Raw genomic sequence first — 22,727 nt, 5'->3', positions numbered from 1 at the left:
ATTTTTCTATAATTTAATTATAATTCAAAAAGAGTTAAATGTGAATAGTTTTAAAACCTATTATAATAGTATACAGGGATATTTTTTAATTTACTTAAACTTAACCTTTTGGAAATCTAGATTTAACTTTACAATGCTAATATTACTAATAGAGACAATCTGTTTAGTAGTTCTCTAATCTCATCAAATTGAAAAAGGAGTGGAAAATTTCTATGAAAAAAACTGTTTTGTTAGTTTTGGTAGGCCTTTGCTTTATGGTTAGTTTTTCAGCAGCAGCAGAAGAAGTTACAATTGATTTCTGGCACGCAATGGGTGGGCATAATCTAGAAGTAGTAAACACTTTAGTCGAAGAATTTAATAGTAGTCAGGATCAAGTTGAGGTTAAAGCTCAGTATACAGGTTCTTATAATGATACTTTGACTAAAACTCAGTCAGCAGTTCAGACCGGAACTGCACCACATATTATTCAGATTTACGAAATTGGAACTCAGATGATGCTGGACAGCGGCATAATTATGCCGATAGAGGATCTGGGCAAAGAGGTAGCGGGAGATAATAGTTTTGACTGGGACAAATTTTTAGTTCCGGTTTCAAATTATTATACAATTGACGGCAAATTGAATTCTATGCCTTTTAACTCATCTACACCAATTTTATATTATGATAGAGATGCTTTTAAAGAAGCGGGTTTAGATCCTAATAGACCACCTCAGACTTTTGCCGAACTAAAAGATTATGCTCGAAAATTAACAATTAAAAATGATGATGGTACAGTTGAACGCTATGGATTCACCCTGGGAATTGTCGGCTGGTTTGTAGAACAGATGGTTGCAAATCAGGATGCAACTCTGGTTAACAATGATAATGGGCGTAGTGCTAGAGCAACAGAGGCTAATCTAAACGAAGAAGCAGCAGTTCGGTTTGTTAAACTCTGGAAAGAAATGGTTGATGAAGGTATTATGCTTAATCCGGGTCGAGGCTGGGATGGAGCAAATCAGGCATTTTCTTCCGGAAGAGCAGCAATGTTGATAGAATCTACTTCTTCAGTGGCCGGGTTTACAGAAAATGCTGAGGCAGCAGGATTTGAACTGGGAACCGGATTTTTGCCAAGACCAGCAGCAGCTAAGCGTGGTGGAGTTATTATTGGTGGTGCAAGTCTCTGGACAATTGCTGACCACCCAGAAGAAGAATTGAAAGCTACCTGGGAGTTTCTAAAGTGGCTATCAGAAGAAGAACAGCAGGTTTACTGGTTTGAAAATACAGGCTACTTCCCGGTAACCAAAGCAGCAGTTGAAAGAGAAATGAATAATAAGTTTTTTGCTGAGAATCCAAATTATTTAACAGCATTTTTACAGTTACTATTGAGTAAAAAAGCAGTTTCGACTCAGGGAGCACTAATCGGTACTTTCCCTGAAGTTAGACAGATCGTGGAAGAATCAGTTGAAAAAACATTAGAGGGAAACCTGACTCCTCAAAAAGCAATGGATGAGGCAGCAGAGAGAGTAAATAAATCACTTAAAGAATATAATCAACTTAATAAATAAGAAGTTATATAGTTGATTATTGACAGCTGTCCCTTCCTGAAAATCAGGAAGGGACATTATTATTGGAGGTGTATTTTTGCAAAAATTAAATTATCGATCCCATTCACTTGTTCCCTATTTACTTCTTTCCCCCACTTTTATTGTTTTGTTATTGTTTTTATACTGGCCCAGTATTAATTCAGTGTTTTTAAGCTTATTTAAACAGGCACCTTTTGGACGTAAAAGAATTTTTGTAGGAATCCAGAATTATATAAATTTATTTCAGGATCCAGCTTATCTCAACAGTTTATTGAGATCTACATTTTTTATTATTTTCACCATTACTATTGGGCTGGTATTTTCTCTGCTGCTGGCGGTTATTTTGAACCAGAATCTAAAAGGTATAAAATTTTACAGGGTTATATTTTTTATTCCTTATGCAATTTCTCCAACTGTGGCTGGTTCACTCTGGGTTTTTTTGCTGAATCCGGTAGCAGGCCAGGTTAATTATTTATTGGATATTGCATTTAATATTCAGGTTAACTGGTTAACTAACAGTTTTTTTGCCTTTTTAGCGATTATTATAGCAACTGTCTGGAAGAATATGGGCTTTAACATAATATTTTTTCTGGCAGGTCTGCAGGCGATACCGGATAGTGTTTATGAGTCTGCAAAGATTGATGGAGCAGGAGCTATAACTATATTTAAAGATATTACAATTCCCTTATTATCTCCTACAACTTTTTATCTAATCATTATGAACATAATATTTAGTGTGTTTGAAAGCTTTGGGATTGTAGATATTATGACCCAGGGTGGACCTGCTGATTCTACAAATATTGTGATCTATAAATTATATCGGGAAATGTTTATTAATTTCAGGCCGGGAATTGCAGCAGCTCAATCTGTAATTTTATTAGCTCTGGTAATTATAGTGACTATTTTTCATTTTAAATATGGTGCAAATAATGTACATTATCAATAAGAGAAAGGTGATTAAATATGTTTGATTTAAATAGAGGTCCCTATAGTATTTATAAAAAAATAGCACTACATCTGGTCTTGATTATCATTTCCTTCATTGTCTTAATGCCGATTATTTTTGGCATCAGTGTCAGTATGCAGCCCAGAGCACAGATATTTTCTTATCCACCATCATTTTTACCTGACAGATTATATTTTGATAATTATATTAAGGCCTGGAATTTAGTCAGCCTTGATAAAATTTTGGTTAACAGTATTCTGGCTTCTTCTGTGGTGATGTTAGGGAAATTGGGGCTGGGAGTTTTGAGTGGTTATGCATTTTCGCATTTTGAGTTCAAATACAAAAAGTTTTTGTTTTTTGCAGTCTTATTCACTTTAATGCTGCCGATGCAGGTGCGGGTAGTTCCTCTGTTTGAGTTTATAAGCAGATTGGGACTGGGAAATTCTTTTTCAGGTCTGGTTTTGCCGTTTCTGGCAAGTGCCACTACAACTTTTTTGATGAGGCAGCACTTTTTGACTATACCTAAGTCTATTATGGAATCTGCTCAAATAGATGGCTGTGGGCCTTTTCGGTTTTTATTTCAGATTCTCTTACCCTTATCTGGAGCTAATCTTGCTGGATTGGCTGTAGTTAACTTTTTAGTGATGTGGAATGCCTATCTCTGGCCGCTAATCATTATTAATGATGATCAAAAAAAGTTAGCTCAGCAGGGAGTAAAAATGCTTTTTGCCAGTTCTTCAGAACGGGACTGGGGAATTATTATGGCAGGAACTATCATGGTGGTAATTCCAACTCTAATTGTATTTTTACTGGCCCAAAAGTTTTTCGTAAAAGGAATTGCTACCCAGGGTATAAAAGAATAGATATTATTTTTATGTTTAAGTTCTGGTGAAAGATCTGCTGTTATTTAGTAGATCTCTCTTTTTTTCTAAAAAGCTCTATAAACTCTGTTTTTTCTTTGGCATTAAGCAGCTCATTTCTAAAATCATCCTCTCTCAACCAGCTGACCAGAGTCGAAACTAATTTTAAGTATTCAGGTGAATAATCTGGATAATCAGCTACCATGAATATCAGTTTAACTTTTTTTCCATCCAGACTGTGATATTCAATTCCTGCTTTTGATCTGCCAATGGCCAGGGATAATTGATTAACTGTTTCGCTTTTACCATGGGGGACCGCAATTCTTCTCCCAAAGCCTGTGCTGCCTTCTTTTTCGCGCTCAATTATTTTTGTCAGAAATTTATCTTTCGCCTTAATTTTACCTTCTGTTTTTAATAAATTGACCATTTCTCTTAAAGTTTCTTCTTTATTACTGGTATTGAGATCAAGATTAATTAAGTTTTTCTCTAATAATTTACTTATTTTCATTTTATTTACCCGCCTTTCTACTGCCTAAATTATATAATGATGCTGACAGACAAGTCAATTGAAAACAGCTAACTAGGCCCAATAATTAATTTTATTAGAATAAATTGGATATTCACAGGTGATGTATGCCTGGATAATGGGATTAAAAACTTAATTGTAACTGGACTACTTGACACCTGCCGTAAAAAGGATTAATATTAAAACAAATTAACATAAAGCTAATAAATTGAGTAGCTGAGTAGAAAGGAGAGATGTTTTATGTTAAAAGTAAAAAGTGCAGTCAAGGAATTTAGTGGATTTAGGGCAGTAGATGAATGTTCTTTTGAGGTAGAAGAAAATACGATAACTGGACTGATTGGTCCAAATGGAGCCGGAAAAACAACTATGTTTAATTTAATTGCTGGTTCTTTAGATCTCGATCAGGGAGAGGTTTATTTTTCAGAGCAAAAAGTAAACAACTTCGCTCCTCATCAGATTGCACGTCTTGGTCTGGCCAGAACTTTTCAGATTCCAAAAACTTTAAAAAAGATGACAGTAATGGAAAACCTAATGCTTGTTCCTTCAGGTCAGAGTGGAGAAAATCTCTGGAACAGCTGGTTTAATTCAGCCAAAGTAAGTAAAGAAGAAGAGACAGTTGAAGCAAAAGCCTATGAAACTTTAGAGTTTCTGGAGCTGACTCATCTGGCTGACGAGATGGCTGTTAACCTATCAGGTGGGCAGAAAAAACTGCTTGAACTTGGTAGAGCATTAATGGCAGATCCAGAATTAATTATGCTGGATGAACCTGGAGCCGGTGTTAACCCAACTTTATTGAATAAAATAGCTGAAAATATTCTTAAATTAAAAGAAAGAGGAAAGACTATACTTTTAATCGAGCATAACATGGATTTAATTATGAATATCTGTGACCGGGTTATTGTAATGAATGATGGTAAGCATTTAGTTGAAGGAACTCCGGCTGAAATCAAGAGGAATCCCCGGGTCTTAGAAGCTTATCTGGGAGAAAAAACGGCTTAAGGGGTGGTTTGATTGTTAAGAATTAATGATATATATGCCGGCTATGGTGAAATAGAAATAATCCATGGTATTACTCTTAATGTTGAGCAGGGAGAGATTGTTTCCATTGTTGGGCCTAACGGTTCTGGAAAGTCCACTCTTTTAAAATCAATTTTTTCTCTTGTTGATATTATGGGAGGAGAAATTAATTATCTGGGCAGTGATTTAACCAACTCTGCAACTGATCAAATGATAAAAAAAGGACTTTCTTTTGTACCACAGACTGATAATATTTTTCCGACTTTAACTGTGGCAGAAAATCTGGAACTGGGAGCCTATGTTTCAAAGCAGAAACTCAGTGATAGATTTGACTTAATTTATAGTCTGTTTCCACCATTAGTAGAGAAAAGAAAGAAAAAAGCAGGTACTTTAAGTGGTGGCCAACGCCAGATGGTGGCCTTTGGTAGGGCCCTGGTAATGGAGCCGAAATTACTGCTGTTAGATGAACCAACAGCCGAGCTGGCACCAATGTTTATTGATTTAATCTTGGAGAAAGTAGAAGAAATAAACAAAACAGGAGTTTCAATTTTAATGGTAGAACAAAATGCAAAAAAAGCTTTAGCTATGTCAGACAGAGGATATGTTCTAGCAGCAGGCGAAAAAAAATACGAAGATAGTGGGAGAGGCTTACTTGAGAATGAAGAAGTAGCGCAGCTCTTTTTGGGAGGATAAGTCTATGGCCTTACAGTTATTTTTGAACGGAGTAATACTCGGATCAATTATAGCGCTGGGTGCAATTGGATTATCACTGATTTATGGAATCTTAAAGTTTGGACATTTTGCTCATGGTGATTTAATGACACTCGGTGCTTATTTTGCTTTTTTATTTAAAGTACAGCTGGGCCTGCCTTTCTGGCTGGCTTTTGTTTTAGCAGCAGCTTTAACTGCAGGTGCGGCAATACTTTTAAATCTTATATTATACAGACATTTAAAGAAAAGAGATTCAGTAATTGTAATGATTTCTTCTGTTGGAGCCGCCTTGATAATCAGAAATTTAGTCTTATTATTCTGGGGACCGCAGAATCAATTTTATGAGAAAGCTATCCAGATGCCGATTGTTTTGGGTGACGGATTATTACGAATTAAAGAAAATCAGATCATAATTTTAGTGCTGGCTTTGACACTGGTAATTGCTGTTCATCTATTTTTGAGCAAAACAAAATTAGGCAAGGCAATGCGGGCAATGTCTGATAACATTGATCTGGCTCAGATAACAGGGATTAATACCGAAAGAGTAATCATCTGGACCTGGGCAATGAGTGGGGTGCTTACAGCAGCTGCAGGTATTCTGCTTGCTTTTGATACCCACCTGACACCGGTAATGGGCTGGAATTTACTATTACCCCTATTTGCAGCGGTTATTCTGGGAGGAATTGGCAGTCCTTATGGTGCAATGTTTGGAGGACTGGTAATTGGTATCTCACAGGAGATGTCAACTCTAATTATTTCTGCAGCTTACAAACCTGCAGTTGCCTTTACGATTATGATTCTAATGTTAATTATTAAACCTTCTGGTTTAATGGGAAAGAAGGTGTAAATAGATGACTTTTGCAGGTGTTTTTTCTTATCTGGTTTTCTTTTTGATTTTCGGCGGTATTTATGCAGTTATGACTCTGGCTTTAAATATGCAGCGGGGTTTTGCAGGACTTTTTAATATAGGAATTGCAGGATTCTGGGCGGTTGGTGCTTATACATCAGCAATTATGACCAAGGGGCCTTCTCCTGATCATCTAGGTGGATTTGGAATGCCTTTTATAATAGGCCTGCTGGCAGCAGGTATAATATCCTCACTGCTGGCTTTTCTGGTAGGGATCCCAACGATTCGTCTGCGGGAAGATTATCTTGGAATTGCAACAATTGGTATTGCTGAGATAATCAGACTGGTAATTAAAAATGAAGCCTGGTTGACTAATGGTGTTAGAGGTATTTCGGCTATTCCTAAACCGCTGGCCGGTGTTTTTGGTTCAAATTACAATTTGTTTTTTCTTTTGATTGTGATTATAGTCATTGCTATTTTTTATTATTTAAGTGAAAAGGGAATCAATTCTCCCTGGGGCAGAGTTTTACGAGCAATTAGAGAAGACGAAGAAGTAGTTAAAGCTGCCGGGAAGAATGTGGTTCGTTATCGAATGGAAGCTTTTATTTTAGGTGCTTTTATGATGGGAGTTGGAGGCGCACTTTATGCTCACTTTACTTCCTTTATTTCACCGGAGGCCTTTAGACCGATGCAGGCTACATTTTTAGTCTGGATAATGCTGATCATTGGTGGCAGTGCCAACAACTTTGGTTCTATTATTGGAGCTTTTTTAACCTGGGGAATCTGGACCGGAACTGAATTTTTAACTGGAATGCTTCCAGCTGCTTATACAACTCAGGCCGCTGCTGTTAGAGTAATTTTGATTGGTATCTTTTTAGAAGTTATACTTTTGAGTCGACCACAGGGGTTATTTGGTGAAAAGAAATATAGCAGTCAATCAACTGCCAATACTAAATAAAGTAGTTAATAATTTTACTCTTAATTGAGTATTTTAAATATGAGTAGCGAGAAAATGAGGAGGAAAAATAATGTTTAAAAAGAAAATATTTATCACAATGCTGGTTATGTTGTTTCTGTCACTGACTGTTAGTGGTGTTTTTGCTCAGGAGACTGTTAAAATTGGTACTTTAATGCCGCTTACAGGTGGACTTGCTTCCTATGGTCAGTTTACCCGGAACGGGACTCTGCTGGCCCAAAAAATCATTAATGAGCAGGGAGGTCTGCTGGGTGGAAAAGAGCTGGAACTTGTCAATGTTGACACTCAAACTAATCCTCAGGCTGGTGTTGATGGAGCCCAGAAATTGGTGTCTGTAAATGGAATTAATGCAATTGTAGGAGCTTTATCAAGTGGTGTTACAATACCAGTTGCTGAAAGTGTTGCAGTTCCTGGTGAGGCAGTTTTGATTTCACCATCTTCTACTTCCCCGGTACTAACTACTTTAGAGGATAAAGGCTATGTATTTAGAACAGTACCTTCAGATAGTTTACAGGGAGTAGTTGCAGGAAACCTGGCAGCAGATTTAAACAATGATAAGCTGGCGATAATCTATGTTAATAATGATTATGGTCAGGGTTTAAATGATGCAGTAATCGAACAGTTTGAAAAAAGAGGAGGAGAAGTAACTGCCTCTATTGCTTTTGAACCAAACAAAGTATCATATAGAAGTGAACTGATGGACGCTGCTTCCGAAAATCCTGATGCATTATTACTAATTGCTTATACTGATGATGGTGGAATTACAATTATCAGACAGGCTCTAGAAAATGGTTATTTTAATAAATTTATTTTTACTGATGGACTTAAAGCTCCCGAAATTACTGAAGGTGTGGAACAGTATTTAGAAGGAATGTATGGTACCGCACCAACTTCTATGCCTGGTGGAAACGGGCCGGAATTATTTACTGAACTTTACGAAGAAGAGTTTGGTGAAATTCCACCTAAACCCTATATTGATACCAGTTTTGATGCTACCTTTGTTCTGGCTTTAGCTATTGAAAAGGCCGGCAGTACAGAAGGTCCAGCCATTAGGGATGCGATTAATGAAGTCTTGGCGGAAGATGGAATGGTAGTCAACATTAATGAATGGAACAAGGCTAAAGATCTAATTGCAGCTGGAGAGAAAATACGCTATGAAGGAGCATCTGGTCCGGTTATCTTTAATGACGTTGGAGATAGTATGGGAGCAATCGGTATCTGGAAGATCGAAGATGGAGATATTGTTAATGAGAGCGTAAAAATACAATAAGTTAATGTTCTTTCTGAATAATAAGACATTTTAATCCCGCTTGACTTTAAAAATTCCATCTGTTAAGATTGAGTTGTAAAGTCAAAAATTAAATTTGTACCTCATATAATAGTGGGAATATGGCCCACAAGTCTCTACCGGACACCGTAAATTGTTCGACTATGAGGGAAGTGTACCTAGGTTTCCGCAGTATTAGAGGGATAATTTATAGTCTAATTTATTCTGGTTAGGATTTATTCTAAATATACTGGCTGGTCCGAGCGGTACAGGTATGGATATATCACACCGAAGGGATAAAAGCCCAGGCGGGGAGGTTCTACTCATTGAATGTAGAGTCTTCCTACCTGGGCTATTTTTATTTGTTTAATTTTTTAAAACCAGAGCTCAAAATGAGGTTAATAGATTGAATCTTTGAGTATACGATAATCCAGTTTAAGGCTGGAAATATAAAAATGGGAGTGGATAGAATGAACATTCTTCTCATCGGAAGTGGTGGAAGAGAAAATGCACTCGCCTGGAAGTTAGCACAGAGCAGTAGAGTAAAAGAATTATATATAGCAGCAGGTAATCCAGGTACTGCAGAATATGGTGAAAACCTTGAATTTGATGAAAGTAATCAGGAAGCACTATTAGAATTTGCCTTAAAAGAAAAGATTGATATTACAGTAGTTGGGCCTGAAGCACCACTGGCAGCAGGAATAGTCGATTTATTTGAAGAACATGGCTTAAAAGTTTTTGGACCTAAAAAAGCAGCTGCCCGGCTGGAAAGCTCAAAAGCATTTTCTAAAGAACTAATGTACAAATATGGGATTCCAACTGCAGAATACAGAAGTTTTACTGAGGCAGCAGAGGCAAAAGCTTATATTGAGGAAAAAGGAGCACCAATTGTAGTTAAAGCTTCTGGCCTGGCAGCAGGAAAAGGTGTTATTGTCGCTCAAACAGCAGAAGAAGCAGAAGAAGCAGTTGAGACAATAATGCTCAATGATAAATTTGGAGAAGCTGGCGAAAAGGTTGTTATAGAAGAATTTTTAGAAGGTGAAGAAGCAACAATACTTGCTTTCTGTGATGGAAAAACAGTAGTTCCGATGATACCTTCTCAGGATCACAAGCCTGCTTATGATGGTGGTAAGGGTCCGAATACTGGTGGAATGGGAGCTTATGCTCCAGCACCTGTAGTCACAGATGGAATTATGGAAGAATTTAAAAGAGAAATTATGAAACCGACCTTAGAAGCCCTGCAGAGTGAGGGACTTGATTTTAAAGGTATAATATACTTTGGTCTGATGATTAAGAATCAAAAAGCAAAGGTTTTAGAATATAATGTTCGTTTTGGTGATCCAGAAGCACAGGTTGTACTGCCTCTTTTAGAAACAGATCTGGTAGCTATAATGGAAGCTGTATTAAAAGAAGAGCTGGATCAGGTGGAAATTAAGTGGAAAAACCAAAAAGCACTATGTGTGGTTATGGCTTCTGGCGGTTATCCGGTTGAATATGAAAAAGGTAAGGAAATTACAGGAATTAAAGAAGCAGAAACTGGTGAAGATATAATTGTCTTTCAGGCAGGAACAAAGATGGAAGCTGGTAAACTGCTAACAGATGGCGGCAGAGTAATTGCTGTGACTGCTCTGGGGGATAGTTTTAAAGAGGTAATTGACAAAGCTTATGCTGGAGTAGCAAAAATTCATTTTAAAGATTTTCATATCCGAAATGATATAGGCTATAAGGCACTGGCTAAGTAATTATAATTCAATCTTTTATTAGGATGAAGAATTTTGAAAGTTAAGATACAATTTAATTAAGAGCTAAGAGAATCAAAGTTGTAACTGGGAGGTTATAATTTGAAATTTAATGATAAAACCAGACAGAAAATTGGAATTATCGGTGGTGGGCAACTGGGTAAGATGATGATTCTGGAAGCGAAAAAAATGGGCTTTTATGTTAGCATTTTAGATCCCACAGAAGCCTGTCCTGCTGATAGTATTGCTGATGAGCATCTTATTGCTGATTTTGATGATCAGCAGGCAATTAGAGAACTGGCCCAGAAATCTGATTTAATAACCTATGAATTCGAACATATAGGTGTGGATGTTCTAAAAGAGCTGGAAGCTGAAGGATATAAGATTTATCCTACTGCCAGCAGTCTTGAGATTATTCAAAATAAATATGACCAAAAAAATATTCTTAAAAATAATAAAATTGCTGTACCGGATTTTATTAAAGTAGAAAGTCCAGCAGATATTAAAGAAGCAGCTAAAAAATTTACCTATCCATTAATGCTAAAAAGCTGCACAGGTGGCTATGACGGCAAAGGTAATGCAGTTGTTAACAATGAAGAGGAAGTAGAGAGTTCATTTAAAGAACTTGGAGCAGGTAGTACACCGTTAATGGTAGAAAAATTTATTCCATTTAAAAAAGAGATTTCTATAATTGCAGCCCGGGGTTTAACTGGTGAGATGGAGGTTTATCCGGCTGGCGAAAATGATCATCAGGATAATATACTTTATGAAACAAAAGTTCCAGCAGAAATTTCAGCTGAACTTGAAGAAGAAGCAGATAAATTTGCTCAAGAAGTACTGGAGGTTTTCAAAGGGATAGGAATTTTCTGTGTAGAAATGTTTGTAACTGAAGCTGATGAACTGTTGATTAATGAGATAGCACCAAGGCCGCATAACTCCGGCCATTACACAATTGAAGGGTGTGTGACCTCTCAGTTTGAACAGCATGTCAGGGCAATTACAGGTCTTCCACTCGGAGACACAGCTTTAGTTAGGCCTTCAGTAATGCGCAATATACTGGGTACTGGTGAGCAGGGTAAGGCAGAAGTAGTTGGTCTTGAGCCAGCACTGGCAGTAGAGGGAGTTAAAGTTCATGTTTATCAGAAGAAAATTTCCAGGCCAGGACGAAAAATGGGACATCTTACAGTGACTGCAGAAAACTTAGAGCTGGCAGCTAAAAGAGCTCTCAAAGCAAGTCAGCTGGTTGAGATAAAAGGAGAAGTTTAGAATATATTTGGAGTGAATTTGTTAAAAATTTGGGAGGTAAAATTTTATGAAGCCTAAAGTAGGAGTGATTATGGGCAGTGATTCAGATCTGCCGGTAATGAAAGAGGCGGCAGAAATTTTAGATCAATTTGAAGTAGAATATGAGCTGACAGTTGTTTCCGCTCATCGGACACCGGATAGACTTTATAATTACGCCGAGACCGCAGAAGAAAAAGGTCTGGATGTAATTATTGCTGGAGCTGGGGGAGCAGCTCACCTACCTGGAATGGTAGCAGCTGTAACAACAGTACCTGTAATTGGGGTACCGGTAAAAACCTCAAAGTTAAGCGGACTTGATTCACTTTATTCTATAGTCCAGATGCCGCCGGGAGTTCCAGTTGCAACTGTTGCAATTAATGGAGCTAAAAATGCTGCTTTACTGGCAGTACAGATTCTGGCCCGCAGTGATGAAGAATTGAATAAAAAGCAGAAAGAATACAGAAAAGACATGAAAGAAAGTGTTTTAGATACAGCAGAGAAATTAGAAGAACAGGGATATGCAGAATACCTTGAGAGGAGCGAAAAATTTGCAGACTAGAGATATTTTTGCCAATATAAGTCCTCTTGATCACCGCTATTCAAGAAGGAAAGAAAATTTTGAAGAGCTAAGAAAATACCTTTCGGAAAATGCAACTATTGAATTTCAGGCTGAAGTAGAGCTCGCACTGGTTAAAGTGCTTGCTGCCAGGGGAATGGCCCCGAAAAAAGCACCGGCTGAAGTAGAAAAAGCGATCAAAGAGTTGACTACCGAAGAAGTTTATGCAGAAGAGGCTAAGACTAAACATAATATTCGGGCCTTAGTTAACTGTATTCAAAAAAAGGTAAGTGAGGAAACCCGCCCCTATATTCATTTTACAGCTACTTCTTATGATATTGTTGATACAGCAAATTCCCTCCGCTATCAGAAGGCAGCTAAAGAATTAATTCTACCTAAACTAAAAGAATTACATAAGAGCTGGGCAGAAATTGCCTTACGGGAAAAAGATAGAGTTCAGATCGGAAGAACTCACGGCCAGCATGCAGTGCCGGTAACCTTTGGTTTTACAATAGCTGAATATGTGGCCCGTCTGGGAGAAAGAATAGCAGAGATTGAAGCTAAATCGGAAAAATTGGTTGGTAAATTTGCCGGAGCTGTGGGAGCCTATAATGCCAGCGGTATCTTTTTTGAAGATCCGGAAGAGTTTGAAAAAGAGGTATTAGCTGAACTGGGTTTAAAGCCGGGAGAGCATTCAACTCAGATTGTCCAGGCTGAACCTATGACAGATTTTGTCCACGCTCTTGTTTCAACTTTTAGTGTGCTGGCGGCTTTTGCTGATGATATGCGCCATCTGCAGCGCTCAGAAATTGCAGAAATTGGTGAGCATTTTGGCAAAGACCAGGTTGGATCTTCGACTATGCCTCACAAAAGGAATCCAATAAATTATGAGAACGTAAAAAGTTTGTGGAAGGCTTTTATGCCCCAGATGACAACAGTTTACATGGATCAGTTATCTGAACACCAGCGGGATTTAACAAATTCAGCTTCATCCCGTTTTATACCGGAATTAATAGCCGCTCTGCTTTCTGCAGCTGCCAGATTAACCAGGGTAAGCTCTAAGATGGCAGTAGATCAGGAAAATATAAAGAAAAACTTTGAACAGAACAAAAAGATGATTGTAGCAGAACCTTTATATATACTTTTAGCAGCAGCCGGTCATCCTGATGCCCATGAGGCAGTACGGAAACTAACTTTAAAAGCTCAAAAGACAGACCTTTCTTTAAGAGAATTAGTTGATCAGAGTGAGGAACTCAAGGGATACTGGGGTAAATTCACTGAAAATCAGAAAGAATTAATTTTAGAACCTGAAAAGTACACCGGAATTGCGGCTCAGAAAACAGAAAAGATAGTTAAGAACTGGCAGCGCAAATTCAATTATGATCTCAAAACGGAGGTTTAATTAAGATGAAAAAAAAGGAAATGATCTATGAAGGAAAGGCAAAGCAGATTTTTAAGACTGACAAAAATGATCAGGTGATTGTCCACTTTAAGGATGATGCAACAGCTTTTGACGGTCAGAAAAAAGGTCAGATTGCAGAAAAGGGAATGATTAATAATAAGATTAGTAATTTCTTTTTTAAGCTTTTAGAAGAAAAAGGCATTAAGACTCATTTGATTGAAGAACTCAATGAGCGCGATTCACTGGTTAAGAAGGTTGATATTATTCCTCTGGAAGTTGTAATGCGCAATGTGGCAGCCGGAAGTCTGGCAAAAAGAATTGGTCTTGAGGAAGGGACTCCACTTAAGCAGCCGGTAATCGAGTTTTATTATAAAGATGATGATCTGGGAGATCCTTTAATCAATGTTTCGCATATTGAACTTCTTGGTCTGGCTGGTAGGGAAGAGCTGGAGCGTTTAATCGCACTTGGGCACAAAATTAATGATATTTTAGTTAAGTTTTTAAAAGAGCGAAATGTAGATCTAGTTGACTTTAAACTTGAGTTTGGAAAAACTGCTGAGGGAGAAATAATTTTGGCTGATGAAATTACTCCTGATACCTGCCGCTTTTGGGACAGTGAGACTAAGGAAAAGCTGGATAAAGATCGTTTCCGTCGTGATCTTGGTGATGTGGAAGAGGCCTATCATGAAATGTATAAGCGGATTACCGGCCAGGACTGGAAATAAGCAAAGGGAGGAAAATTGATGAGAGAAAGTTGTAATTTCTCTAGTAAAAATATTAATCAAGATAAGCAGGGTTCAGCGGATTTGAATTTAACTCAAGCTGAATTTAATGAAGATAAAATGAGCGAAGAATGTGGGGTTTTTGGCGTTTTTAATGCTGATGGAGAAAGCAGTGCGGCTGAACTTAGTTATCTTGGTCTAATTGCTCTTCAGCATCGCGGCCAGGAGAGTGCCGGTATCTGTTCAAATCACAACGGAGATTTTAATCTTCATAAGGGCATGGGTCTTGTTGAAAGTGTTTTTGAGGAAAAAGATATGGAAAGTTTAAAAGGGGAAATGGCAATTGGCCATGTCCGCTATTCAACCAGTGGCTCCAGTAAGCTTTCAAATGCTCAACCAATTTTAATTAATAGTATTAAAGGGGATCTGGCACTGGCCCACAATGGTAATTTAGCCAATGGAGCAGAACTCAGAAATAATCTGGAGCAGAATGGATCCATTTTTCACTCTACTTTAGATACAGAAGTAATAGCCCATCTTGTGGCTCGTTCGTTTGAAGATAATATTGTTGAGGCTCTGGTTCAGAGTCTGCACCAGTTAAAAGGAGCTTTTTCTCTGGTGGCAATGACAGAAGATAAGTTGATTGCAATTCGTGATCCTCGTGGCTTTAGGCCACTTTCTTTAGGAAAAGTAGATAACACTTATGTGGTTGCTTCCGAAAGCTGTGCCTTTGATGTGATTGGGGCAGAATTTATTCGGGATGTAGCCCCGGGAGAAGTAATTGTAATTGATCAGGATGGAATTAAAAGCAGGCGCTATACCGGAGAGAATGGGACCAGTCTCTGTGTTTTCGAATATATATATTTTGCTCGACCTGACAGCAATATTGCTGGTCAGAATGTACTTTTGGCCAGAAAAGAAATGGGAAAACAGCTGGCCCGGGAGATGGATGTAGAAGCAGATATTGTTGTTCCGGTTCCAGATTCCGGTATTGCAGCAGCTCTTGGTTTTGCTGAAGAATCAGGTATTCCCTATGCTCAGGGGATTTTGCGGAATCGCTATATGGGCAGAACATTTATTCAGCCAACTCAAGAAATTAGAGATTTAAAAGTTAGATTAAAATTATCGCCGATTAAAGAAATTATAAAAGATAAAAAAGTAATTTTGATTGATGATTCTATTGTCAGAGGAACAACCAGCAAACAGATTATTGGACGAATAAAAGAGGCGGGGGCTAGAGAAGTTCATATGGCTATTTCATCTCCTCCAGTAGAGCATCCCTGCTATTTTGGGCTCGATACCTCTCGCAGACAGGAATTAATTGCCAGTAGAAATACTGAAGAAGAGATTGGCGAAAGTATTGGTGCAGACAGCCTGCATTATTTATCACAGGCGGGAATGCTTAAATCAATCAAAACTGATGTAGAACTTGGTTTCTGTACTGCCTGTTTTGATGGAGATTATCCAGTTGACAGCAGGTACTTAAGTGAGGAGGAATAATTTTGGGCTTAAATTATAAAAAGGCCGGAGTTGATATAGATGCCGGCAATAAAGCTGTAGAATTAATAAAAAAAGATGTACAGTCCACCTTTGGTCCGGAAGTTATGACCGGATTGGGGGGATTTGGTGGACTTTTTAAACCTGATTTAAGTAAGTATAAAAATCCAGTTTTGGTTTCTGGAACTGATGGTGTGGGTACTAAACTAAAACTGGCCTTTAAACTTGATATTCATCACACAATTGGTATAGATCTAGTTGCAATGTCAGTTAATGATATTCTGGCTCAGGGTGCTCAGCCTTTGTTTTTTCTTGACTATCTGGCAACAGGAAAACTGGAGCCGGAAAAAACTGCAGAGATTGTTAAAGGAATTGCTGCTGGCTGTAAAGAGTCAGGTGCAGCTTTAATTGGTGGAGAAACTGCAGAGATGGCAGGTTTTTACCGGCCCGGCGAATATGATCTTGCAGGTTTTGCAGTGGGAATAGTTGATCAGGATCAGATAATTACCGGAAGTGAAATTAAAGAAGGAGATTTAGTGATTGGCCTTCGCTCAGATGGCCTGCACAGCAATGGTTTTACTCTTGCTCGAGCCGCTCTATTTGATAAGGCGGGCTATGACTATACTGCAGAAGTTGAAGGTTTAAAAAATAATTTAGGGGAAGAATTGCTTATTCCCACTAAAATTTATGTTAAAACTGTAATGGCTCTGCTGGAGGAATTTAAGTTAAAGGGAATTGCTCATATTACAGGTGGTGGCTTAATTGAGAACTTACCCCGAATTCTGCCAGACGGTTTAAAAGCTGAAATTAAAAAAGACAGATGGGAGCCACAGCAGATTTTTAAGCTTATTCAGCAGGCAGGAGAGATTGAAGAAAGAGAAATGTATCGAACATTTAATATGGGAATTGGAATGACCCTTGTTATTGATAAAAATGATAAAGAAAAAATACTGAAAGAACTCACAGAAATGGGAGAAGAAGCCTACCTGATTGGTGAAATTAAAGCAGGAGCTCAAGACACATCTCTCGAAATAAAATAAAGAAGGTGCAAAAATGCTTAAAATAGCTGTTTTTGCCTCAGGTAGAGGCTCAAATTTTCAATCAATAATTGATAATATAAAAAGTGGAGACATTGAAGCTGAAATAAAGATTTTAATTAGTGACCGCCAGGATTCTGGAGCCTTAAAGAGGGCTGAACATGAAGGAGTGGAGAATGTTTTTATAAATCCTTCCCACTTTGAAACTAAGGCTGATTACGAAAAAGAGCTGATTGATCTTTTAAAAGAAACCAGTGCAGATTTAATAGTTCTTGCTGGTTATATGCGAATTTTATCACCATTATTTGTTAAAGAATTTAAAAATCAGATCATTAATATTCATCCTTCACTCTTACCTGCATTTAAAGGTCTGAATGCCCAGAAACAGGCAGTTGATTATGGGGTCAAATACAGCGGCTGTACAGTTCATTTTGTTGATCAGGGGATGGATACAGGTCCTATTATTTTGCAGGAAGTAGTGGAAGTAAAAGAAAATGATAGTGCTGATGATCTGGCAGCAAGGATTTTAAAAAAAGAACATAAGATCTACCCTGAAGCAGTTAAGTTAATTGCAGAGGGCAGAGTAAAAATTGAAGGACGAAAAGTTAGAATCTTAAAGGAGGAAAAATAACTTTGTCTAAAATTAAAAGAGCATTGTTAAGTGTATCAGATAAAAAAGGTATTGTAGATTTTGCAGCAGGTCTAAAAGAATTTGGAGTAGAGATTATTTCAACAGGTGGAACTGGTAAACTCTTAAAAGAAAATGATATTGAGGTAACTGATATTGATCAGGTTACTGATTTTCCAGAGATGATGAACGGAAGAGTTAAGACTCTCCATCCAGCAGTTCATGGTGGGATTTTAGCAGTCAGAGATAATGATGAGCATTTAAAAGAAATCGCTGCTCAAAACATTGAACCCATAGATTTAGTTGTCTGTAACCTCTATCCTTTTGCAGAAACAATTGCTAAAGATGATGTTACTTTAGAAGAAGCAATAGAAAATATTGATATTGGTGGACCAACGATGATCCGTTCTGCTGCCAAAAATAATAATGATGTAGCTGTTGTGGTAGACCCGGCTGATTATGATGAACTTTTAGCAGAGATGAAGGTTGGCAGTGGTGCTTTAACAAAAACTAAAAAATTAAAGCTGGCCTATAAGGCTTTTCATCATACAGCAGAGTATGATCAGAGAATACAGAAGTATTTAGGTGAAATTGTAATGGACGAAGAAGAAAAACAGCAATTACCTGAGACACTTCTTGACCGTTATGATAAGAGAGAAGATCTTCGCTATGGAGAAAACCCTCATCAAAAAGCTGCATTTTACTTAGAAGCAGAGCAGAATGAACCTTCAATTTCGACAGCAGAAAAACTGCACGGCAAAGGAATGTCCTATAATAATATTAATGATACAGATGGTGCTTTAGAACTTGTAAAAGAATTTGAAGCTAAGCCAGCAGCTGCCGTAATTAAACATGCTAATCCCTGTGGTATGGCAACAGCTAATACGCTTAAAGATGCTTTTGTTAATGCCCATGCAGGAGATCCATTATCTGCTTTTGGTTCAATTGTGGCAGTAAATAGAAAAATTGATACTGAAACAGCTAAAGAAATTGCTGATCAGGATAAGTTTATAGAAGTTGTTATAGCTCCCGATTATGAAGAAGAGGCATTAGAAATTCTTAAAGCTAGATCTGAAAAAATGAGGATTTTAAAAACCGGTGAGCTTTCTATTAATAGAGAAAAACCTGGCTACAGTATGAAAAAGGTAACAGGGGGTCTTTTAGTTCAGGATAGAGATTTAGCTCAGACTGCTGCTGAGGATCTTAAAGTAGTGACCGAAAAAGCTCCAACTGAAGAGCAGATAAAAGACCTATTATTTTCCTGGAAGGTAGTTAAACATGTTAAATCAAATGCAATTGTAATGGCTAAAGATGAGATGGTAGTTGGTGTTGGTGCCGGTCAGATGAGCAGAGTTGACTCAATGATTATTGCCGGCCGTAAAGCTGAAGGCCGCCAGGAAGGTGGAGTTGTTGCTTCTGATGCGTTTTTCCCATTCCCTGATGCAGTAGAAAAAGCTGCCGAACTTGGCATTAAAGCAATAATTCAGCCGGGGGGTTCAATCAGAGATGAGAAGGTAATTGCAGCCTGTAACAAATTGGGAATTGCAATGGTCTTTACTGGCAAAAGGCATTTTAGACACTAAATTCACTTTATTTTAGATTAAATTTATTTTGTTGTTATAAGTAGTTATTTGGAAAAGATAATTATTAGAAAAACCCAGTTTATGCTGGGTTAATATAAATTTCCCTAATCAATTCTCCATTCTTTTTAATGGTCCCTACTCAGCCATTAAGATAAGAATGGGGAATTTTTATTTTTGTTTAAAAGTTATTAAAAATAATGCTTTATAATGATATAAATATTCATCTTTAGAAAAAATTGACTTTTAAAAAGGGATTTTTATTTTAATCTTGAATATTTATATAATAGTAGTAATTACTTTAAAATCTAATAATTTATTTAAAGGCAAAATAGTCGAAAGGCTGTGACGCAAAAATCTGAGTCTAAGGATGTTAATATTATCTATGATTGTCAGATCTGCCTCGGGAATTAATAGCCAGTGATTTTTATTGCTGGCTATTTTTGATTAAATAATAAAAATTTAATTTTTTTACTGAACTTATTGTTTTAAGTTGAGTGGATATTGAAGGAGGTCCATTTTTTTAATGAGTAAAAGAGCAGTAGATAATTTGATCGAAAAAAAGGTTAATGAAAATATTGTTAATAATCTTGAACAGAAAATCTGTTATTATAAAGACCCATATACTTATAAAATGGCAAATTTGAGTTATGCAAAATTTCTGGGAAAAGATCCTGGTGATGTAGAAAATATTTTTTGTCAGGCAAAAGATATTACAAATCACAATATTTTAGAGAATGAACTCAGGCGTAACCGAGATAGCCTGAAGCGAATAATAGTAAGTGTGAGAGATATTTCTGAGCGTAAAGAGAATAGTTTAAAATTAAAAAAATTATCCAGGGAATACGAAACTATTTTATCTAATGTTGAGAATGCAATTTTTCTAATTAATGTTGAGAGTGGTAAATTTAGATATCAGCGTTTAAACAGCTTTCATGAAAAAGCAACAGGGTTAAAAACTAAAGAAGTTGCTGGTAAAACACCGATCGAAATTTTTGGGGAAAAGGTAGGACCTGAATTAGAAAAAAAATATAGACGCTGTTTGGATAAAAAAAGCAGTATTAGTTATGAAGAAGAGCTTACTCTACCAGCGGGTAAAAGAGTATGGTTAACTAAACTAACGCCAGTAATTAATAAGGGAGAGGTAGAAAAAATTGTAGGTTCTTCACTAGATATTACAGAGAATAAAAAAAAGGAAAGAGAAATTAAATATCTTTCTTTACATGATGAAATGACTGAACTTTATAATAGAAGGTATTTTGAAAATGAAATGGAGCGCCTGGATTCGAGCAGAAAGTTACCGGTAGCAATTTTAATAGCTGATCTTGACAATTTAAAATATGTTAATGATAATTTTGGCCATCAGCAGGGTGATAATTATATAATAACTGCAGCTCAGATGATTAAAGAATCAATTAGAGGGATTGATATCGCTGCAAGAATTGGAGGAGATGAGTTTGCTCTTATTTTACCGGAGACCGACTCCGATGAAGCTGAAAAAATATGTAATCGAATTAAAGAAAAAGAAAGCGATTATTTAAAGCAAAAAAATCTAATAGAAATTTTTTCTATTTCGATTGGATATGCAGTAAAGAAAAGTGAAGAGATATCTTTAGAAGAAGTTTTTAGAAAAGCAGATAAAAGAATGTATGCTAATAAAGCAAAAAACAAATCAAAAAAGAAATAAATTTAATTGAAATCATCCCCCACTTATATCGAAAGTTTTATATAATCCTGATATCAGTAAAGAAATTTTATGTAAAATGAAAAAACTCGCCTCGGGAAAAAGGCGAGTAAAACAAGGAGAAAAGTATCTATTACTTTTATCTATGCTTAAAGCTGTCCTCTGCAACAGCTTAAAAAGGGGATAAATAAAGTATTTATCTTTTCTATATTTATAGTAACAATTATTTATTAAAAAACCTTTAAAGTAAGATTAGAAATAGATTAAATTGGAGAAATTATTTAATCTATAACTATATAACAATAAGAATAGGAGTGATTAATTTGGCAAAGGTAATGGTGGTAGATGATACAGCATTTATGCGTTTAAAGCTCAAACAAATTCTAAAGGAATTTGGACATGAAATTGTTGGTGAAGCAGAAAATGGGAAAATAGCAGTTGATAAATATAAATCACTGGATCCCGATATAGTTTTTATGGACATCACGATGCCCGAAATGGATGGTATTGAAGCGGTCAAAACGCTAAAAAAAATTGATTCTGATGTTCAAGTTGTAATTTGCAGTGCAATGGGGCAAAAAAAGATTGTACTGGAAGCAATAAAATCTGGAGCTAAAGATTTTATAGTTAAACCATTTAAAAAAGGAAAAATCGAAGAAACAATTAATAAATTAAATATACAGTAAAATATTTAAATTAGTTCTCTATCTTTTATTTAATAAATATAAAGATAGAGAATTTTTTTTAAAATGAAAAAACCCACCTCGGGAAAAAGGTGGGTAAAACAAGGAGAAAAGTATCTATTACTTTTATCTATGCTTAAAGCTGTCCTCTGCAACAGCTTCAAAAAGGGGATAACAAAGTTTATTTCTTTGCTACAATTATATAATACCAGTGGATTATTAAAAAAACTTTAAATAAAGATTAGAAAAAGATTAAAAACATATTTTAAAACTTTTTTGCGCTTCAGCATCAAATTGTAACAGGAGATTTAAAACATTTGCAGCTATCAGTAATAATTACTGATAGCTGCAATAACAGGCCTGATAGATATTTTTTTATAATATATTCTTGACAAAAGTAATTTGTTTATATATAATTTTACTTGAAGTTGAGAATCGTTTTCATTTAAAAATAATAAAGTATATCCAGTTTCATAATTTTTTTAGTATATTTTTAGGTTAACCTAAAAACGGGGGAGAAAAAATTGGAAGTAAAGTTGAATCTATCAGAATCACTGGAAGATTATTTAGAAGCTATTTTCGATTTAATTAAAGAAAATGGCTCAGCTAGAGTGACAGATATTGCAAACAGACTGCACATAGCAGCATCTTCTGTTAATCAGGGTTTAAAAAAGCTGAATCAGGAAGGTTTAGTAAGTCAGGAAAAGTATGGCCCTATAGAATTAACTAATGCTGGTTATCGTGCTGCAGAAAAAATTCGTTGTAAACATCAAATAATTTACTTATTTTTAAACCGAACACTCGGAGTAAGTGAAAAAAAAGCTGACAATGATGCCTGTGGTATAGAGCATGCTTTAAGTGAAGAAAGTTTTGAAAAAATGGTTGATTATTTAATCAAAAATAATTATTTAGCGGAACAAAATTGTGCTTTTAAACTGAAGGAGAATAAGGAGGAGAAAAAAATGACAGCAGAACAGATTATGTTAGATAAGATAAGTGTCGGTTCTAAAGCAAAGATCTTAAAGGTTCAGTCTAAAGGTCGTTTAAAAAGAAAATTAATGGATATGGGTTTAAATAGAGGAGCTCTGGTTGAAGTGAAGGGTAAAGCACCAATGGGTGATCCAATTGAAATCAGGGTCAGAGGTTACAGTTTAAGTTTACGCCAGAATGAAGCGGCAGAGATTCTGGTTAAGGAGGTTTAAG

The 22,727-nt window shown here is 36.4% G+C and carries 21 protein-coding genes and 2 riboswitches; of the genes, 20 read left to right on the top strand and 1 reads right to left on the bottom strand.

Going from position 1 to position 22,727, the window contains the following annotated elements; all coding sequences use genetic code 11:
- Positions 1 to 212 precede the first annotated feature (212 nt).
- The 3 genes from DFR80_RS00940 to DFR80_RS00930 all read left to right on the top strand — a co-directional run bounded on the left by DFR80_RS00940 (position 213) and on the right by DFR80_RS00930 (position 3,371).
- The gene (locus tag DFR80_RS00940) at positions 213 to 1,544 is read left to right on the top strand and encodes an ABC transporter substrate-binding protein (protein ID WP_114488946.1); all 1,332 of its coding nucleotides are present in this window, start codon (positions 213 to 215) and stop codon (positions 1,542 to 1,544) included.
- Positions 1,545 to 1,620: 76 nt separating this feature from the next.
- Positions 1,621 to 2,508 carry a carbohydrate ABC transporter permease gene (locus DFR80_RS00935; protein WP_114488945.1) on the top strand — a complete coding sequence of 296 codons (888 nt, stop codon included), beginning with the start codon at positions 1,621 to 1,623 and terminating at the stop codon, positions 2,506 to 2,508.
- Positions 2,509 to 2,525: 17 nt separating this feature from the next.
- The gene (locus DFR80_RS00930; protein WP_073157220.1) at positions 2,526 to 3,371 is read left to right on the top strand and encodes a carbohydrate ABC transporter permease; all 846 of its coding nucleotides are present in this window, start codon (positions 2,526 to 2,528) and stop codon (positions 3,369 to 3,371) included.
- A 40-nt stretch (positions 3,372 to 3,411) separates the two neighbouring features.
- Here the strand turns inward: DFR80_RS00930 and DFR80_RS00925 are convergent, their stop codons facing one another.
- Positions 3,412 to 3,876, bottom strand: coding sequence for a PTS sugar transporter subunit IIA (locus DFR80_RS00925; RefSeq protein WP_114488944.1), 465 nt, complete (start codon positions 3,874 to 3,876; stop codon positions 3,412 to 3,414).
- A 258-nt stretch (positions 3,877 to 4,134) separates the two neighbouring features.
- On the opposite strand from DFR80_RS00925, the gene DFR80_RS00920 reads away from it, so the two are divergent.
- The 17 genes from DFR80_RS00920 to DFR80_RS00840 all read left to right on the top strand — a co-directional run bounded on the left by DFR80_RS00920 (position 4,135) and on the right by DFR80_RS00840 (position 22,726).
- The gene (locus tag DFR80_RS00920; RefSeq protein ID WP_114488943.1) at positions 4,135 to 4,893 is read left to right on the top strand and encodes an ABC transporter ATP-binding protein; all 759 of its coding nucleotides are present in this window, start codon (positions 4,135 to 4,137) and stop codon (positions 4,891 to 4,893) included.
- A gap of 12 nt (positions 4,894 to 4,905) precedes the next feature.
- A complete protein-coding gene (locus DFR80_RS00915; RefSeq protein ID WP_114488942.1) occupies positions 4,906 to 5,604 on the top strand; it encodes an ABC transporter ATP-binding protein in 699 nt (232 codons plus the stop codon).
- Between the two features lie 4 nt (positions 5,605 to 5,608).
- The gene (locus DFR80_RS00910) at positions 5,609 to 6,469 is read left to right on the top strand and encodes a branched-chain amino acid ABC transporter permease (protein ID WP_114488941.1); all 861 of its coding nucleotides are present in this window, start codon (positions 5,609 to 5,611) and stop codon (positions 6,467 to 6,469) included.
- A 4-nt stretch (positions 6,470 to 6,473) separates the two neighbouring features.
- Positions 6,474 to 7,427: a branched-chain amino acid ABC transporter permease gene (locus DFR80_RS00905; RefSeq protein ID WP_114488940.1), complete on the top strand. Its 954-nt coding sequence runs from the start codon at positions 6,474 to 6,476 to the stop codon at positions 7,425 to 7,427.
- A gap of 70 nt (positions 7,428 to 7,497) precedes the next feature.
- Positions 7,498 to 8,715, top strand: a complete 1,218-nt coding sequence (locus DFR80_RS00900; RefSeq protein ID WP_114488939.1) for an ABC transporter substrate-binding protein — start codon at positions 7,498 to 7,500, stop codon at positions 8,713 to 8,715.
- An 81-nt stretch (positions 8,716 to 8,796) separates the two neighbouring features.
- Positions 8,797 to 8,897: riboswitch (purine riboswitch) on the top strand.
- Positions 8,898 to 9,182: 285 nt separating this feature from the next.
- Positions 9,183 to 10,454: a phosphoribosylamine--glycine ligase gene (purD, locus tag DFR80_RS00895; RefSeq protein WP_114488938.1), complete on the top strand. Its 1,272-nt coding sequence runs from the start codon at positions 9,183 to 9,185 to the stop codon at positions 10,452 to 10,454.
- Between the two features lie 99 nt (positions 10,455 to 10,553).
- On the top strand, positions 10,554 to 11,717 hold the full coding sequence (locus DFR80_RS00890; protein WP_114488937.1) for a 5-(carboxyamino)imidazole ribonucleotide synthase: 1,164 nt from the start codon (positions 10,554 to 10,556) through the stop codon (positions 11,715 to 11,717).
- A gap of 46 nt (positions 11,718 to 11,763) precedes the next feature.
- Positions 11,764 to 12,294 (top strand): 5-(carboxyamino)imidazole ribonucleotide mutase, encoded by a 531-nt coding sequence (purE, locus tag DFR80_RS00885; RefSeq protein WP_114488936.1) that lies wholly within the window; start codon positions 11,764 to 11,766, stop codon positions 12,292 to 12,294.
- Complete coding sequence (gene purB, locus DFR80_RS00880) at positions 12,284 to 13,693, top strand: adenylosuccinate lyase (protein ID WP_114488935.1); 1,410 nt, start codon at positions 12,284 to 12,286, stop codon at positions 13,691 to 13,693. The genes purE and purB overlap by 11 nt, the downstream gene beginning before the upstream one ends.
- A gap of 5 nt (positions 13,694 to 13,698) precedes the next feature.
- Positions 13,699 to 14,418 (top strand): phosphoribosylaminoimidazolesuccinocarboxamide synthase, encoded by a 720-nt coding sequence (purC, locus tag DFR80_RS00875; protein ID WP_076545462.1) that lies wholly within the window; start codon positions 13,699 to 13,701, stop codon positions 14,416 to 14,418.
- A gap of 18 nt (positions 14,419 to 14,436) precedes the next feature.
- A complete protein-coding gene (purF, locus tag DFR80_RS00870; RefSeq protein WP_076545463.1) occupies positions 14,437 to 15,915 on the top strand; it encodes an amidophosphoribosyltransferase in 1,479 nt (492 codons plus the stop codon).
- 2 nt (positions 15,916 to 15,917) lie between these two features.
- Positions 15,918 to 16,952 carry a phosphoribosylformylglycinamidine cyclo-ligase gene (gene purM / locus DFR80_RS00865; RefSeq protein WP_114488934.1) on the top strand — a complete coding sequence of 345 codons (1,035 nt, stop codon included), beginning with the start codon at positions 15,918 to 15,920 and terminating at the stop codon, positions 16,950 to 16,952.
- 13 nt (positions 16,953 to 16,965) lie between these two features.
- Positions 16,966 to 17,580, top strand: a complete 615-nt coding sequence (gene purN, locus DFR80_RS00860; RefSeq protein WP_076545465.1) for a phosphoribosylglycinamide formyltransferase — start codon at positions 16,966 to 16,968, stop codon at positions 17,578 to 17,580.
- 2 nt (positions 17,581 to 17,582) lie between these two features.
- On the top strand, positions 17,583 to 19,160 hold the full coding sequence (gene purH / locus DFR80_RS00855; protein ID WP_114488933.1) for a bifunctional phosphoribosylaminoimidazolecarboxamide formyltransferase/IMP cyclohydrolase: 1,578 nt from the start codon (positions 17,583 to 17,585) through the stop codon (positions 19,158 to 19,160).
- 312 nt (positions 19,161 to 19,472) lie between these two features.
- Positions 19,473 to 19,563, top strand: a riboswitch (cyclic di-GMP riboswitch).
- Between the two features lie 120 nt (positions 19,564 to 19,683).
- Positions 19,684 to 20,844: a sensor domain-containing diguanylate cyclase gene (locus DFR80_RS00850; RefSeq protein ID WP_114488932.1), complete on the top strand. Its 1,161-nt coding sequence runs from the start codon at positions 19,684 to 19,686 to the stop codon at positions 20,842 to 20,844.
- Between the two features lie 320 nt (positions 20,845 to 21,164).
- Positions 21,165 to 21,527 carry a response regulator gene (locus DFR80_RS00845; RefSeq protein WP_076545468.1) on the top strand — a complete coding sequence of 121 codons (363 nt, stop codon included), beginning with the start codon at positions 21,165 to 21,167 and terminating at the stop codon, positions 21,525 to 21,527.
- Positions 21,528 to 22,048: 521 nt separating this feature from the next.
- Positions 22,049 to 22,726 carry a DtxR family transcriptional regulator gene (locus DFR80_RS00840; protein WP_076545469.1) on the top strand — a complete coding sequence of 226 codons (678 nt, stop codon included), beginning with the start codon at positions 22,049 to 22,051 and terminating at the stop codon, positions 22,724 to 22,726.
- Position 22,727 lies beyond the last annotated feature (1 nt).

The organism is Halanaerobium sp. ST460_2HS_T2, assembly GCF_003337665.1.
GTDB lineage: Bacteria > Bacillota > Halanaerobiia > Halanaerobiales > Halanaerobiaceae > Halanaerobium > Halanaerobium kushneri.
Note: the sequence above shows the minus strand (reverse complement) of the source record. Positions and strands in the feature narration are given on the sequence as shown.